We start from the raw sequence: 14,034 nt of genomic DNA on the forward strand, positions 1-14,034 counted from the left end.
CTTGACAGCTGAATATTCAACAATTTACGCAAACGGCGCTGGATCACCCGCCCCCAGCCGAATCACTTCGATGCTGTCAGCGTCCAATTTCACCACGGTCGTTGGCTGAATGCCACAATAGCCGCCGTCAATCACTAAATCTAACGCATGTTCAAGCGTATCGCGAATATCATAAGGGTCGGTCATGGTGTCTGTCTCACCGGGTAAAATCAGCGACACACTCATGATTGGTTCGCCCAGTTCTTCTAACAGCGCCGACACTATATTGCTCTTTGGAATACGAATCCCGATGGTTTTTCGTTTCGGGTGCAAAAGTCGCCTAGGCACTTCTGAAGTGGCGCTAAAAATAAAAGTATAAGGACCCGGTGTATTATTTTTTAACAGCCGATAAAGGCGATTATCAAATCGAGCATAGGTCGATATCTCCGATAAATCGCGGCATACCAAGGTAAAATTGTGCTTATCATCTAAACGTCGAATGGCGCGAATACGATCCAGCGCGGCTTTATCACCTAGATGACAACCCAGCGAATAACCACAATCCGTTGGATAAGCAATCACCCCACCATTACGAATCACTTCTGCCGCTTGCTTTATGAGACGTACTTGAGGGTTTTCGGGGTGTATCTGAAAAAATTGGCTCAACCTAGTATCCTCTTCTAAAATATTCTCTAATCATGAACTATGGCCAAGTTTGCCAAACTAAATCCACTTCACTTTCATGTATCTGAGTAAACTTGCCCACCTGCATCCAAGGTCCAAATGGCCCATGGTAATCACTGCCCGCTGAGGCTTTTAAACCGAACTCTCTTGATAATCGCTCCAGCAAACGCACACTGTCTGGACGCTCATTACCCGAGGCCACTTCCATCCCCGTTCCTCCCCACCGTTTAAAATCACCCAATAGGCGTTTTAATTTACTAACGGTCAGAGGGTAGCGTTTCGGATGCGCTAACACCAATTCCATATTATGACCAGAAAGCGCGCCTAGCACCGCTTCCAGATCTGGCCACACATCGCGTATTTGACCTAGTTTTTTATTGCCAAGGTAACGATCAAAGGCTTTATTGGCATCTTTTACAACGCCTTTTTCGATCAATAACTGAGCAAAATGCGGTCGACCAAGCTGGCTTTCACCCGCTAAGGCAATCGCCTCATCAAACAAATCGGGCAAACCTTGCTTGATTAATAAATCCGCTATGCGCCGGGCGCGGTCAAGACGTATCGCCTGATTGCCTTTCACAATAGACAACAACGCCGAATTATCCAGCGAAAAATTCAACGCCACCATATGCAAAGGAATTCCGTTCCACTGGGTCGATAGCTCAACACCGTGAATAAAGCTCAGTCCGTGCTCTGCTGATCGTAGACTTGCCTCTGCCACCCCATCGATCGTGTCATGGTCGGTTAAGGCAAACAGCGAAACATTCTGCTCGACGGCAAGATCAACCAGCGCGGTTGGCGAAAGCTTGCCATCCGAACGGGTAGAGTGTGAGTGTAAATCGATTTTTCGATAACGGGCGGTATCAGGCATAGATTGGCTGTTCTTTAAAAGGAATGGTGGTTATCATTCGTTCAGCATACCTAAATTGGTTTTTAGATGACAATATTATTCGTTTTTCTACAGAAGGAACAATCATGCTTTACTCCATTATTAGCGAAGATGTAACAAACAGCCTTAGTGCGCGTCAAAAAGCACGTCCAACTCACTTGGCTCGCTTAGAAGTACTGCAAAATGCAGGGCGCTTAGTATTAGCCGGACCCAATCCAGCCATAGATTCAGACAACCCTGGCGATGCGGGTTTTTCAGGAAGTGTCGTCATCGCTGAATTTGCCAGCCTTGAAGACGCCAAAGCGTGGGCAGACGCAGACCCTTATGTGGCCGCAGGGGTTTATCAAAACGTCGCAGTAAAACCCTTTAAACAAGTGTTCCCAAACGCCTAAAACCCCACCCTAGCCCTCCCCTTCAAAGACACAAGGGGAGGGAATAAAACCACAAGACTAGCACCTCCCCTGCCAAGGGGAGGCTGGGAGGGGGTTATTTTTTAACATCGGAATGACCTAAATCCCTTTCTGGGTCTATCACGTCTCGCATTCTTTGTTTTAACACTTTGGCTTCTGGGAAACCTTCTTCGGCTTTGCGGCACCAGATTTCTTCGCCATTGACTCTGACTTTAAAAATCCCGCCTTGTGTGGGTAATAAAGTGACGCTTTTAATATCCTCATCAAAGGTTGTTAACAGCTCTTGAGCCAGCCAAGCAGCGCGCAACATCCAGCGACATAAGGTACAATATTCAATTTCTACGGTTGCAGTTCGCATTTGCTTTCTCTCCGATAAGTTAACGTTCGTCTCTATTAATCAAGGAACTCTCTCATGCGTAAATCTATCATTACCGGTCTCGCTCTACTCCTTTTTTGTTCGCAACTGCAGGCAACTGAAGTCGATATTGTTACCAACCTAGGCACGATCCGAGTCGATTTAGAAGACGATGCCGCTCCTAAAACCGTCGCCAACTTTCTCCGCTACGCCGACGAAGGCTTTTACGAAGGTACCATTTTTCATCGTGTTATTCGTGGCTTTATGACACAAGGCGGCGGATTCACAGAGGACTTAGAACGCAAAAAAACCCACAAAGCGGTTGCTTATGAAGGCGACAATGGTTTGGCCAACAATAGAGGGACACTTGCCATGGCTCGTACGCAAGATCCAAACAGTGCCACATCCCAGTTTTTCATTAATCAAGTGGACAACGTCTTTTTGAATCACGGTGTACGTGGCGGTGCGGGTTATACGGTTTTTGGTAGCGTTATTTCCGGTATGGACGTCGTCGATGCCATTTCAGCGGTTTCCACTTCAACGGTTGGACCTTATCAAAATGTCCCCACCACACCGGTGATTATCGAGAGCGTGACGCGTGTTAACTAGTTACCAGTTAGACTCTCCTGAATTAAGTTGGGGCGAGGATGGCGCGCCCCACTCCAACCTGTTTGATGATGTGTATTTTGATAAAGAATCAGGCTTGGAAGAAACCCGCCATGTGTTTTTAAAAAACAACCAACTAAGCGAGCGTTGGGCCTCGCTGCAAAAAAAGACTTTCGTCATTGCGGAAACGGGGTTTGGCACCGGGTTAAATTTCTTATGCGCATGGCAAGCTTTTTTAACCCAAGCCGCCAGTGATAAACAGTTGCATTTTATCTCGGTAGAGAAATACCCACTAAGCAAAAGTATGCTGACAGCCGCGCTAAACATGTGGCCATCGCTAAACCATTACAGTCAGCCACTGATTGATGCCTACCCAGAGGTTTGCCATGGTTTTCATCATCTTGAGTTAGCACAAGGACGCATCCAACTGTCGCTTTGGTTTGGTGACGCAGAAGACGGTTTTGCCGCGCTTGATGCCGATGTCGATGCTTGGTTTCTGGATGGCTTCGCCCCCAGTAAAAATCCGCAAATGTGGTCAGACACACTTTTTAAGCACATCCATCGCCTGAGTCATCAAGGGACCACTTTTTCGACCTTCACCGCGGCCGGCATCGTGCGCAGAGGGCTGAAAAGCGTTGGCTTCGAGGTGCGTAAAGTCAAAGGCTTTGGTCAAAAAAGAGAAATGACCGTTGGCGAACTCAATCAGCCAACACCGCCGTTAACAGAGCGTATGTCACAGGGCCAATCTTGGTTTAACCTGCGCAGCGATAGCACCGCAGAAGTCACTAAAGTATTGGTTGTTGGCGCCGGGTTGGCAGGGGCAAACACCGCTTATGCGCTTGCCAAGCAAGGCATACGAGTGGAAGTGTGGGAACAAGGCAGCGTTATTGCTGGCGGCGCCTCAGGTAACCCACAAGGCATGCTTTATCCAAAACTCACCACCCAAGACAGCTTTCTCAATCGTTTTTATCTTGCCGCTTATTTGCACGCCACACGCTTTTACAGCGCGCTGGATAAGCAACGGACTTTTTGGGATCCGTGCGGCCTTATTCAACTCCCTAAACACGACAAAGAAGCAGAGCGCTTCCAAAAACTGCTGCAACAACAACTCTACCCTAAAAGCGTTTTGCAAGCCTCAACACAGAAGCCAGGCAGCTTATTATTACCTTTATCAGGCTGGGTCATCCCCAAAAAGCTCTGTGAAACACTCCTATCTCACCCGAACATTCAGCTCAGACTCAATACCGCACTAAAGGAACTGCAATCCACCACGCTCCAGCCAGAAGACAAAACCGCAATACGCTGGCGGGCCATTGCAGCCAACCATTCAGATACCTTCTCTCATGTTGTGTTATGCACGGCGAATGACACCAATGAACTCAGCAACCTTCCTCATCTGCCAATTTACCCAATTCGCGGACAAGTAGCGCAGATGAACATAGAAGACGCGGTCAACGCTTGCCTGCAAAAAGGCGAATCTGCCGAAAAAATAGACATTGAACAAGTATTGTGTGAATTTGGTTATGTTTCGCCGCCGATTGATGGTCTGATCCATTTTGGTTCGACTTATGATCTAAAAGACCAAGACACAGCGGTACGAGAGGAAGGACACAAGCGAAATCTCACCATTCTAGAAGATCTACTTGGCTTAAAAGGCAATACATTTAAAACAGAAGATTGCCAAGGCAGAGTCGCATTTCGTTGCGCCGTGACAGATTACACGCCGATTGTTGGCCCGATACAATCAACAGAAGTCTATCAGCAGGCGTATTCGACACTGAGCAAAAATGCAAAATGGCGATCCGATAACATCGCCGAATTAAATCAACAGCTTTACGTCAATATTGGCCATGGTTCGAGAGGCTTAATTTCCACCCCATTGAGTGGCCGCTACATCGCAAGTTTGATTGCCGGCACACCATCGCCCTTGGAGCAAAATGTCAGCCACACATTACACCCAAGCCGCTTTATTATTCGTGATTTAAAGCGCAGCCAGAAAGTCTAATATTGTCAAAGCAGGCCATTGCCACGACAGGCCATTGTCACGGCTGGCAACGGTCAAATGCTGTGCCGTGACACTCCTACCATGACACTCTTACGACTCAAATAACTCGCAAGCACTTGGAATCAATTCAACAAATCGATTCGAGGTTTGTGGGCGATAAATATATTTATTAAGGTTTGGCAGCAAGGCGCGCAATTGATCGCTTAACTGCAGCAAGCTTGGATTAATAGGCTCATAAGGATAGATATGATCCTGCAAGCTTAATTTGTGCAATTCATCCAGCTCATCTTGTAGAATGCTTTTCATCGCAAAAAATCGATCTTTCTGATTAATATCATTGGTTTCCCAATACGCATCAGAAAACGCCGAATTTAGTTCGTAAAAGATATGCAAGGCATCAGCAACATTTTTTTTAGACATATTATCTCCATCTTTTTCAGCAATCTTCATATTGCCCCTTGTATTGTTTAACCCTAACCTTATAACCTACATTCTAAACGTGAATCAATATAGGTGAATACCCCTTGAGTACGACAATGAATCATGACGTGACTTCTGACAATCTCTGGCAATCTTTGCAAGCAGAAGCAGACAAGCTTGCCCAAGATGAGCCTATTTTGGCCAGCTACTTTAACACCACTATTTTGCGTCATGACACATTATGTTCAGCATTAAGTTTTCTGCTTGCCAGCAAGTTAGACAGCATATCCATTCCCGCTATGGTATTACGAGAAGTATTCGAAGAAGCCATGGCAGATACTCACTCTGGCATTGTTAGATGCATCGAGCAAGACATTTTAGCCATAAAAGAACGTGATGCAGCGTGCGATACTTTCACCACGCCACTGCTGTTTTTTAAAGGCTTCCACGCGCTGCAAACCTACCGTGTGGCCAACTGGCTATGGAAGAACAACCGCAAGAGCTTAGCCTTGTACCTGCAAGGCCAAATGTCGATGGTGTTTAGCGTCGACATTCACCCAGCGGCAACCATCGGCTGCGGTGTCATGCTCGACCACGCCACTGGCCTTGTGGTCGGCGAAACCTGTGTGATTGAAGACAACGTCTCTATTTTACAATCGGTTACCCTAGGCGGCACAGGCAAAGAACATGGCGATCGTCACCCTAAAATACGCTCAGGCGTATTGATTGGCGCTGGCGCCAAAATCCTTGGCAATATTGAAGTCGGTGAAGGGGCAAAAATTGGCGCGGGCAGCGTGGTATTAGAAGCGGTTGAACACCATACAACCGTGGCGGGTGTGCCCGCCAAAGTTGTCGGCCACAATACCGAAGAAGAGCCATCCAGAGTCATGGATCACAACATCAACCACTGCGTTCGCGATTGCGTGGAATAATACGCCACCAATAAATAACCCCGCCCCAAGGGGCGAGGTATCGGTACGTTATTCGAAAAATGCTAGACTTTGTTCATATCTCATTCCCTCGAAAGAGGTTGTCGCTAAACGAATTCCGTGATCTTGTCGTGCCTTTAGGCCGACAAAAAACACACCACGACAAATTACGTCTTGTCGGGCTAAAGCCGCGACCTACAAAAACCAATATAAATCAACCAATTGTAGATTAAATAACATCTCATGCCTGACCATAGTCGTAATGACTTAACGCCTCTTTCGGAATCATCTTGATGGTTTCACTCTCTGTATCAAACAACAATACAGCGTCCCCACTTCGTAATGCTCTTAGCGCCTGATCACGTTTTTGCGCCACAGACAGATCATAATCGCCATAATCTGTGCCGTCACGAGAGACGATATCATCCAAAATAGTGTCTAAGGTATCTGGGGCCAACGAATCGTAAGGTATTAGCGTATCCAATTAGATCGCTCCATATTGACTCAGCAGGGCAATGACACCCGCTTCATCAATGATTGGTACATTAAGAGATTGGGCCTTAGTCAATTTCGAACCGGCTTTTTCACCGGCGACTAAGCAATCTGTTTTGGCAGAAACGGAACCACTCACTTTAGCACCGAGCGCTTGCAATTTGTCTTTTACTTGATCACGGCTAAGTTGACTCAACGACCCCGTCACAACATAGGTTTTACCTATAAGCGGCAGCTCATCAGCAGACGCTTGCTGTTTTTTCTCCCAGACCACGCCAGCGTCAAGCAAACCTTGAATGGTTTCTCTGTTTAATGCTTGCTCAAAAAACAGCCGTACATGTTGCGCCACGATGGGGCCAACATCGTCAACGCCGACCAAACTCTCTTGGTCTGCTGCCATTAATTCATCCAATTCGGTGAAGTAATTCGTTAACGCACGAGCCGTTGCTTCCCCTACTTCGCGGATGCCCAACGCATAAATGAAGCGGTTGTATTGCGTATTTTTTGCCGTTTCGATGGAAGCCAGCAGCTTCTCAACCGACTTTTGCCCCATGCGCTCCATCGATAATAAGGTCGCTTTTTTCTCACTGAGAGTGAAAATACCCACCGGCGTTTTAACCAGCCCTTGATCCACCAGCTGCTCAATCAGCTTATCGCCAAGCCCATCGATATCCATGGCTTTGCGAGATACAAAATGCTTTAACGATTCTTTTAGTTGCGCGCCACAGACCAAACCGCCAGTACAACGAATAATCGCTTCGCCTTCGACCTGCTCTAAATCCGAACCACAAACCGGACACGCGGCTGGAAACACCACTTCCACGGCATTGTCAGGGCGTTTATCCATCACAACCTGCACGACTTTGGGGATCACATCGCCAGCACGATGAACAATCACATAATCGTTCACTTTGACACCCAAACGGGCAATCTCATCTTTATTGTGCAAGGTCGCATTGGAAACCGTCACGCCACCCACAAATACCGGCTCTAATCGCGCCACAGGCGTAATCGCACCGGTACGACCGACTTGGAAATCCACCCCCAATACTCGGGTCATTTCTTCCTGTGCGGGAAACTTTCTGGCGATGGCCCAGCGTGGCGCACGCGCAATGAAACCCAATTGATTCTGCTGGGCGATTTGATCCACTTTATAAACGATACCGTCGATGTCGTAGGATAAGCTGGCACGCTTTTCATTAAGCCTTTCGTAGTACTCAATACAGCCTTGCGCGCCTTCTGCTGTTGCCATCAAATCATTGGTACGAAAGCCCCACTCGCTTAACTGCAACAAGCCCTCGTAGTGGCTTTTCGGCTGCTCCCAACCTTCCACATAGCCGATCGAATAAGCGCACATCACTAAGGGACGCTTAGCGGTGATCTTAGGGTCAAGCTGGCGCAGACTGCCTGCTGCCGCATTACGCGGGTTCACAAAGGTTTTTTCGCCTTGCTCAATCGCCAAGGCATTAAGCTTCTCAAAGCCGTCTTTTGGCAGATAGATTTCACCACGCACTTCTAACACCGCAGGCGGCGTTTTAGTACGTAACTTCAGGGGCACAGAGTAAATCGTTTTGATATTCGAGGTAATGTCTTCGCCAGACAAGCCATCGCCGCGAGTAACACCGCGCACCAAACGACCATTCTCATAACGCAAACTAATCGCCAAGCCATCTAGCTTAGGTTCACAGCAATAAGTCACTTGATCGGTATTGAGTAATTTTCGAATGCGCTGATCAAAGTCAGACAAGGACGCGTTATCAAACGCATTGTCCAACGACAACATAGGCACAGTATGGGCAACGTTAGCAAAACCACTGTCTGGCTTTTCGCCCACTCGCTGGGTCGGGGAATCGGCTTGAACCCAATCCGGGTGCTCAGCTTCTATCGCTTGCAGCAACTGATAATCACGGTCGTACACGGCGTCAGGCACGATTGGCGCATCTTTCACATGATAGGCATAGCTGTAATCATTAAGTTGCTGAATTAAGTCCAGCATCTGCTGATGCGTCATGTTTGTCTCTTGGCTCATAGATAAATAAACTCGAAAAATTCTTCAGACCTGCATTGGATAACAAACAGGAAAACAATCAAGGCCCCTTAGGGCCTTGATGCATACTATTGTTTACTGCGCATTAAGCGGCGACGCTCAAAATCCCGTATTCGCTGACGACAATGGGCGATCGTTTGCTCACTCATTGGGCTTCGGCGCTCATCTCGTAACTCTCCGCCTAGGTTGCGCACTAAGGTTTGCGCTGTTTCAAGCATAAAATCAAAGGCTTTCATGCTGTTTTTGGGTCCCGGTAGCCCCATGAAAAAACTGACGCCGGGGCAATCGTTTTCCCCCATGGTGTCCAAATCAAAGGTGCCAGGTTCAATGGCGTTGGCCATACTAAATTGCACTCGACCACGATCAAAACCATCTTCATGGCGATGGAAAATATCCATTTCGCCATAGCGCATACCGCAATTCAAAATAAGCTGAAGCAACTCCATCCCAGAAAAACTCTGGCCTTCTGGAGCAAAAATATTAATGACGATGACTTCTTCTATTTCAGCAATATGCTTATCTTCTTCCACTGTCTCTAGGTCTTCGGCGGCCGTGTTTGAAGCCACCTGATCCATATCAATTTCTGAATAACTGCGCTCATAATCTTCATAACGCGGCCCATCTTCATGATGGTTTTCAGTCACTGGCGCATCAAGATCAAGCTCATCTTGTTCATAAAAACCGTCGTCTGAATAATTTTGCTCTGACACCGCCGAATCACCAAAGTCTCGTTCGGGTACCAAAGAAGCCAGCTCATCCAGATGCAAATCGGCGTCTCGATCCATTTCAGGGCCAGAATCTACTTTGTGAGGAACATCCGTTAGCGGTGCTTTAGATGTCTTCCTCGCATTTTCAAAGGCACTAATAATAGGGTTTTGAGCAGAAAAGCCTTCTTCTTTAGGCGGCTTTCGGCCCTCTGGTCGCACCAAGGCGTCGCCTTCAAGGTCGTCTGTGTCCGCAAGATCATTATCCTGAGCCGTGTATTCTTGGCCTTTTTTATAGCGACGAAATCCATCTATGAGGATAGCGACAATAATGACGACCCCAATCAAGATTAGCCATTCACGCAAGCTAAATTCCATTACCTATTCCGAATCACATCAATTAAAGTGGACTGTATTATCAAACGAAGCGCTTTAGGTTTCAATTACAAGGCGACCTTGATGGCGAAAATCTCTTTACTATTTGTCAGTAGACCATGTTTTATACCGATAATTCGACCTTTTGTCAGATCATTGTCATTAATACTCGATAATTTCACCACCACATCTACTTTTTTTGTTTCCGCCAGTGTCGCGGTTGGCATCAGGGCATCAAGATTGGTGAGTAAAATAAGCGGTTCTAAGTCCTCAGGAAACACACGCTGTATGGCGATCGGCATTTTCTCCCCTTCTGCCAACGCATAAACCAGTAAAACATCGTCTGACCGCCAAGGCCGAGCGTTCGCATCCCATTCAATTTTCACCGCCAGTTGATGCGTAATAATAGGCGCCACTTGCTGATAATCAATGCGACCAAGTTGTCGAGCCTTCGCAATAGCAGACAACAGCGCCAAACGCTCTGCCGAGCGGACGCTATAACGAATCGCCTCCTGCCACGCCAATACGGCCCCTAAATAGTTGTGCTGTGCAAATTCCGCCACGCCCTTTAAATCCAGCGCCGTGGCTTGAGTAGGATCTTGTTGCAAAATAGTCTTCACCACGGTTTGCATTTTTGGCGAACTTTGATTGTCATTGGCATAAAAAATTGCCAACGCATATTCTGCCAATAAGGCCACTCGGTCCTCTGCATGCTGCGGACGTTTTTCTAAGGCTTTTTCAAACGCGGTGACGGCTTCTTGGTACTTCCCAGCGCTCACATAATCGCTTGCTAGATAATACCAATCTTCTGTTCTGCCATAGCGTTCACTACGATATTGCAAAAATTCCGTGATTTTCTGCGGCGTCAGTTGTTGTGTTTGCAAATCTTGTGTAAAAACCACTTCAGCGGCATAACCAAGTTTTTGGTACAGGCTCACACTGCCCAACACCATGATCGCCATAGCCCCCAGCATCAACCAACGGGCAAAAGAAACATCCGTGCGAAAAAAATGTTTTCGTCGCTTACCAACAGCACCGACTTCATGTTCGACATCCGCTAAAAGCTGGTTCGACTCACTGGGCGTCAAGCGCCCAGCGTCCCGTTCTTCCGCGATTTCTACCCGGCGCAGCGTAGCAAATGCTTGACGCTCTTGCTCTTCATTGCCACCAACACTATCGCTAAGACTGTTACCAGCATATTGCGCAAGCACGCCATATAAATACACCATACTCAGGACTATCATGGAAATCATGGCTAGATACGCAATCATCACAACCCACCTCCGCGCCGTTTACGGTTTGTCATTACCACGCCAACAAAAGCTAGAAAGCCCAACCCGAGCAGAATAAAGGGCCCATACCACAGTAAGAAAGTCGCGGAAGAATGCAGCGGACGATACAAGACAAAAGAACCGTAACGGGCGACCATGTAATCAATAATTTCTTGATCTGTCTTGCCTTGCTCAATCATCTGATGCACCTGCTCTCGCAAATCGATGGCAATAGCAGAACTTGAATCGGCCAGATTTTGGTTCTGACATTTTGGGCAGCGCAACTCGGCAACCAAACTTTGATAACGGGTTTTGTGCAATGCTGAACTAAACGTCATTTGCTCTTGAGCCAAAGCAGACCAGGAAAAACACATGACAAAAGACAATAATACCCCTCTAAAAAACCTCATTTCATATAGCCTTTTATTGATGGCCAATTCTCGGCACTAATGACGCCTTGGAGTCGATAAACCACCACACCAGCACTGTCGACCACAAAGGTTTCGGGGGCGCCAGTGACCCCCATATCGACACCAAAATGTCCCCTCTCATCCATCAGTACCCACTGATAAGGATCGCCTTTTTGCGCCAACCATTGCACCGCAAGCGCTTGTTGATCTTTATAATTAATGCCGACTATAGGCACGCCAGACTTCGCCAGTTGCATTAAAAAAGGATGTTCAAGATGACAAGCAGGGCACCAGGTGCCCCAAAAGTTGACTAGGTAAGCGGTCTTTGGCAAATCGCTTTGTGTGTAAACTTGGTCATTCTGCAGAGACACCAAGGCAAAGTCAGGTAGTTTTTTGCCGACCAAGGCCGAAGGCATGTATTGCGTATCTTTGCCTAGCTGAAAATACAATAGGCTGCCAAGTAACAAGAAAACCACTAGCGGTATAAACAACACTATTTTACGCATCTTAGATTCCTGCCCTTTTGCGATAACGCTTATCCACTGCCGCCAACAATCCACCCGCCATCATCATCAACCCACCCAGCCAGATCCAGCGTACAAAAGACTTCACATAAATCCGCACGCCCCACGCGGAATCGTCCAATTGTTCCCCCAAGGAAACATACAAGTCACGCGTAAAACCAGCATCCAAGGCGGCTTCGGTCATCACTTGCTGGCGGGTGGTAAAGAAGCGCTTTTCAGGATGAAGCACAGCAACCGCTTTATTCGCCTTGTAAGCGGTAAACTGCCCTTTGCTCGCCACATAATTCGGTCCTTTTACTTGCACCATTTGATCAAATTGAAATTCATAACCCGCCAGCGTCACTCGATCCCCGGGCGATAAGCGCAACATAGATTCCTTGCTGTTAACACTCACCATAACGATTCCCACCAAGGTAACGACCATCCCCAAGTGCGCCAATAACATGGCGTAATAATTCCTCGGCAATTGTCTAGCGCGGGGGATAATTCCCTTTGTACCAGCAGAGACTTTTTCAAACCAATCTAAAAAAGACAGCACCACCACCCAAAAGGCCACCGTCAAACTCAACCAAGCCAGAAATCCAAATTGATAATAATAAACCAGCAAAGCGGCGGCTAACATCGACACAATAGCCGCCATTAGGCACGGTTTAAACAACACGTTGAATGTCGTGTGATGCCATTTAGACAAGGGACCAACCGCCATAAAAACCATCAGCAGCAAGGCGATTGGCGTAAAGACACTATTGAAATAAGGCGCACCAACGGAAATTTTCCCCAACCCCAACACATCGAATATCAAAGGATACAAGGTGCCCAATAAAACCGTTAAGGTCAGAACCGTTAATAAAATGTTGTTGAGTAGCAACCAAGCCTCTCGCCCAGTGGCACCAAACGACACACTAGATCGAACCTCAGCCGCTCGAATGGCGTACAGTAACAAGCTGCCGCCAACGAACACCAAGAGCAACACCAAAATAAACAGACCACGCGTAGGATCCGCTGCGAAAGAATGCACTGACGTCAGCACACCAGAACGCACCAGAAATGCACCAAGCAAGGACAAACTAAAGGTGAAAATAGCCAGCAAGACGGTCCAGCTTTTGAACACTCCGCGTTTCTCCGTCACAGCTAAAGAGTGCAACAAAGCGGTTCCCGCTAACCAAGGCATAAAAGAGGCGTTTTCCACCGGGTCCCAAAACCACCAACCGCCCCAGCCTAATTCATAATAAGCCCACCAGCTTCCTAGCGTGATACCTAAGGTTAAAAATGCCCACGCAGTCGCTGTCCAAGGTCTTGCCCAACGCGCCCAGGAAGCATTCAAATTGCCAGTAATCAAAGCCGTCACCGCAAAGGCAAAGGTCACAGAGAAGCCAACGTAGCCCATGTACAAAACAGGAGGGTGAACAATCAGACCAAAGTCCTGCAACAGCGGATTTAGATCACCACCATTCAGAGGCACATCGGGTAATAAGCGAGCAAAAGGAGACGAAGTAAACAGCAGGAAGGATAAAAAACCCAAACAGACCATGCCCAACACAGACAACACAACAGGCCCAATATCCTCCGGTAAGGTGCTACTTTTCAACGCCACCGCAGAGCACCACCCCGCGAGAATCAGCACCCACAATAACAGCGAACCTTCATGCCCACTCCATAGCGCACTGAATTTATACCAAACGGGCAACTGGCTGCTTGAGTTCTGACTCACGTACAACACGGAAAAGTCATCCATCAAAAATGCCACGCTTAACAGCACAAAACTTACTAGGACCAAGACAGACATAATAAAGGTCAGCGGTCGAGCCGTTTCCAACAAGAGCCGATTGCCTTGCCAATAACCAATCAATGGCAATGAGGACAAAAACAAAGCAAAAAACAACGACAATATCAGCGAAAATTGACCTATTTCAGGTAACATAAACAGCCTAAAC

At 47.4% G+C, this 14,034-nt stretch carries 15 protein-coding genes; 4 read left to right on the forward strand and 11 right to left on the reverse strand.

What is annotated here, in order from left to right; all coding sequences use genetic code 11:
• Positions 1–24: 24 nt before the first annotated feature.
• Together J8N69_RS03410 and J8N69_RS03415 are read right to left on the reverse strand one after the other, a co-directional pair.
• On the reverse strand, positions 25–645 hold the full coding sequence (locus tag J8N69_RS03410) for an L-threonylcarbamoyladenylate synthase (RefSeq protein WP_168822654.1): 621 nt from the start codon (positions 643–645) through the stop codon (positions 25–27).
• 37 nt (positions 646–682) lie between these two features.
• Complete coding sequence (locus J8N69_RS03415) at positions 683–1,534, reverse strand: PHP domain-containing protein (protein ID WP_168822653.1); 852 nt, start codon at positions 1,532–1,534, stop codon at positions 683–685.
• A 104-nt stretch (positions 1,535–1,638) separates the two neighbouring features.
• Between J8N69_RS03415 and J8N69_RS03420 the strand changes: the two genes are divergently transcribed.
• A complete protein-coding gene (locus J8N69_RS03420; protein WP_168822651.1) occupies positions 1,639–1,944 on the forward strand; it encodes a YciI family protein in 306 nt (101 codons plus the stop codon).
• Positions 1,945–2,038: 94 nt separating this feature from the next.
• On the opposite strand, the gene J8N69_RS03425 is transcribed toward J8N69_RS03420, so the two are convergent.
• Positions 2,039–2,320, reverse strand: a complete 282-nt coding sequence (locus J8N69_RS03425) for a SelT/SelW/SelH family protein (protein ID WP_168822649.1) — start codon at positions 2,318–2,320, stop codon at positions 2,039–2,041.
• Positions 2,321–2,374: 54 nt separating this feature from the next.
• Between J8N69_RS03425 and J8N69_RS03430 the strand changes: the two genes are divergently transcribed.
• Complete coding sequence (locus J8N69_RS03430; RefSeq protein ID WP_168822647.1) at positions 2,375–2,926, forward strand: peptidylprolyl isomerase; 552 nt, start codon at positions 2,375–2,377, stop codon at positions 2,924–2,926.
• Positions 2,916–4,928 (forward strand): bifunctional tRNA (5-methylaminomethyl-2-thiouridine)(34)-methyltransferase MnmD/FAD-dependent 5-carboxymethylaminomethyl-2-thiouridine(34) oxidoreductase MnmC, encoded by a 2,013-nt coding sequence (mnmC, locus tag J8N69_RS03435; protein WP_168822645.1) that lies wholly within the window; start codon positions 2,916–2,918, stop codon positions 4,926–4,928. Before J8N69_RS03430 ends, mnmC begins: the two co-directional genes overlap by 11 nt.
• Positions 4,929–5,018: 90 nt before the next feature.
• On the opposite strand, the gene J8N69_RS03440 is transcribed toward mnmC, so the two are convergent.
• On the reverse strand, positions 5,019–5,348 hold the full coding sequence (locus J8N69_RS03440; RefSeq protein WP_168822643.1) for a hypothetical protein: 330 nt from the start codon (positions 5,346–5,348) through the stop codon (positions 5,019–5,021).
• Between the two features lie 116 nt (positions 5,349–5,464).
• Between J8N69_RS03440 and cysE the strand changes: the two genes are divergently transcribed.
• Entirely contained in the window at positions 5,465–6,280 is an 816-nt protein-coding gene (gene cysE, locus J8N69_RS03445; protein WP_168822960.1) for a serine O-acetyltransferase, read from the forward strand.
• Positions 6,281–6,518: 238 nt separating this feature from the next.
• Here cysE and J8N69_RS03450 read toward each other — a convergent pair whose 3' ends face one another.
• The 7 genes from J8N69_RS03450 to J8N69_RS03480 form a co-directional block, all read right to left on the reverse strand.
• Positions 6,519–6,761, reverse strand: coding sequence for a YheU family protein (locus J8N69_RS03450; RefSeq protein WP_168822641.1), 243 nt, complete (start codon positions 6,759–6,761; stop codon positions 6,519–6,521).
• Positions 6,762–8,780, reverse strand: a complete 2,019-nt coding sequence (ligA, locus tag J8N69_RS03455) for an NAD-dependent DNA ligase LigA (RefSeq protein ID WP_168822639.1) — start codon at positions 8,778–8,780, stop codon at positions 6,762–6,764.
• A 104-nt stretch (positions 8,781–8,884) separates the two neighbouring features.
• Positions 8,885–9,898 (reverse strand): cell division protein ZipA, encoded by a 1,014-nt coding sequence (gene zipA, locus J8N69_RS03460; protein WP_168822637.1) that lies wholly within the window; start codon positions 9,896–9,898, stop codon positions 8,885–8,887.
• Between the two features lie 65 nt (positions 9,899–9,963).
• Positions 9,964–11,166, reverse strand: a complete 1,203-nt coding sequence (locus tag J8N69_RS03465) for a tetratricopeptide repeat protein (protein WP_227803964.1) — start codon at positions 11,164–11,166, stop codon at positions 9,964–9,966.
• Entirely contained in the window at positions 11,166–11,576 is a 411-nt protein-coding gene (locus J8N69_RS03470; RefSeq protein ID WP_168822635.1) for a cytochrome c-type biogenesis protein, read from the reverse strand. Before J8N69_RS03470 ends, J8N69_RS03465 begins: the two co-directional genes overlap by 1 nt.
• A complete protein-coding gene (locus J8N69_RS03475) occupies positions 11,573–12,082 on the reverse strand; it encodes a DsbE family thiol:disulfide interchange protein (RefSeq protein ID WP_168822633.1) in 510 nt (169 codons plus the stop codon). Before J8N69_RS03475 ends, J8N69_RS03470 begins: the two co-directional genes overlap by 4 nt.
• A gap of 1 nt (position 12,083) precedes the next feature.
• Positions 12,084–14,021 (reverse strand): heme lyase CcmF/NrfE family subunit, encoded by a 1,938-nt coding sequence (locus tag J8N69_RS03480; protein WP_168822631.1) that lies wholly within the window; start codon positions 14,019–14,021, stop codon positions 12,084–12,086.
• Positions 14,022–14,034 lie beyond the last annotated feature (13 nt).

Origin of the sequence: Marinomonas profundi (assembly GCF_020694005.1) — a bacterium.
In the GTDB taxonomy this organism is placed as follows: Bacteria; Pseudomonadota; Gammaproteobacteria; order Pseudomonadales; family Marinomonadaceae; genus Marinomonas; species Marinomonas profundi.

Coding starts and splice junctions, on each gene's coding strand:
- J8N69_RS03480 (WP_168822631.1), bottom strand. CDS start 14,021: ATGTTACCTGAAATAGGTCAATTTTCGCTGATATTGTCGTTGTTTTTT.
- zipA (WP_168822637.1), bottom strand. CDS start 9,898: ATGGAATTTAGCTTGCGTGAATGGCTAATCTTGATTGGGGTCGTCATT.
- J8N69_RS03415 (WP_168822653.1), bottom strand. CDS start 1,534: ATGCCTGATACCGCCCGTTATCGAAAAATCGATTTACACTCACACTCT.
- J8N69_RS03440 (WP_168822643.1), bottom strand. CDS start 5,348: ATGTCTAAAAAAAATGTTGCTGATGCCTTGCATATCTTTTACGAACTA.
- J8N69_RS03430 (WP_168822647.1), top strand. CDS start 2,375: ATGCGTAAATCTATCATTACCGGTCTCGCTCTACTCCTTTTTTGTTCG.
- J8N69_RS03465 (WP_227803964.1), bottom strand. CDS start 11,166: ATGATTGCGTATCTAGCCATGATTTCCATGATAGTCCTGAGTATGGTG.
- cysE (WP_168822960.1), top strand. CDS start 5,465: ATGAATCATGACGTGACTTCTGACAATCTCTGGCAATCTTTGCAAGCA.
- J8N69_RS03425 (WP_168822649.1), bottom strand. CDS start 2,320: ATGCGAACTGCAACCGTAGAAATTGAATATTGTACCTTATGTCGCTGG.
- J8N69_RS03470 (WP_168822635.1), bottom strand. CDS start 11,576: ATGAGGTTTTTTAGAGGGGTATTATTGTCTTTTGTCATGTGTTTTTCC.
- ligA (WP_168822639.1), bottom strand. CDS start 8,780: ATGACGCATCAGCAGATGCTGGACTTAATTCAGCAACTTAATGATTAC.
- J8N69_RS03475 (WP_168822633.1), bottom strand. CDS start 12,082: ATGCGTAAAATAGTGTTGTTTATACCGCTAGTGGTTTTCTTGTTACTT.
- J8N69_RS03420 (WP_168822651.1), top strand. CDS start 1,639: ATGCTTTACTCCATTATTAGCGAAGATGTAACAAACAGCCTTAGTGCG.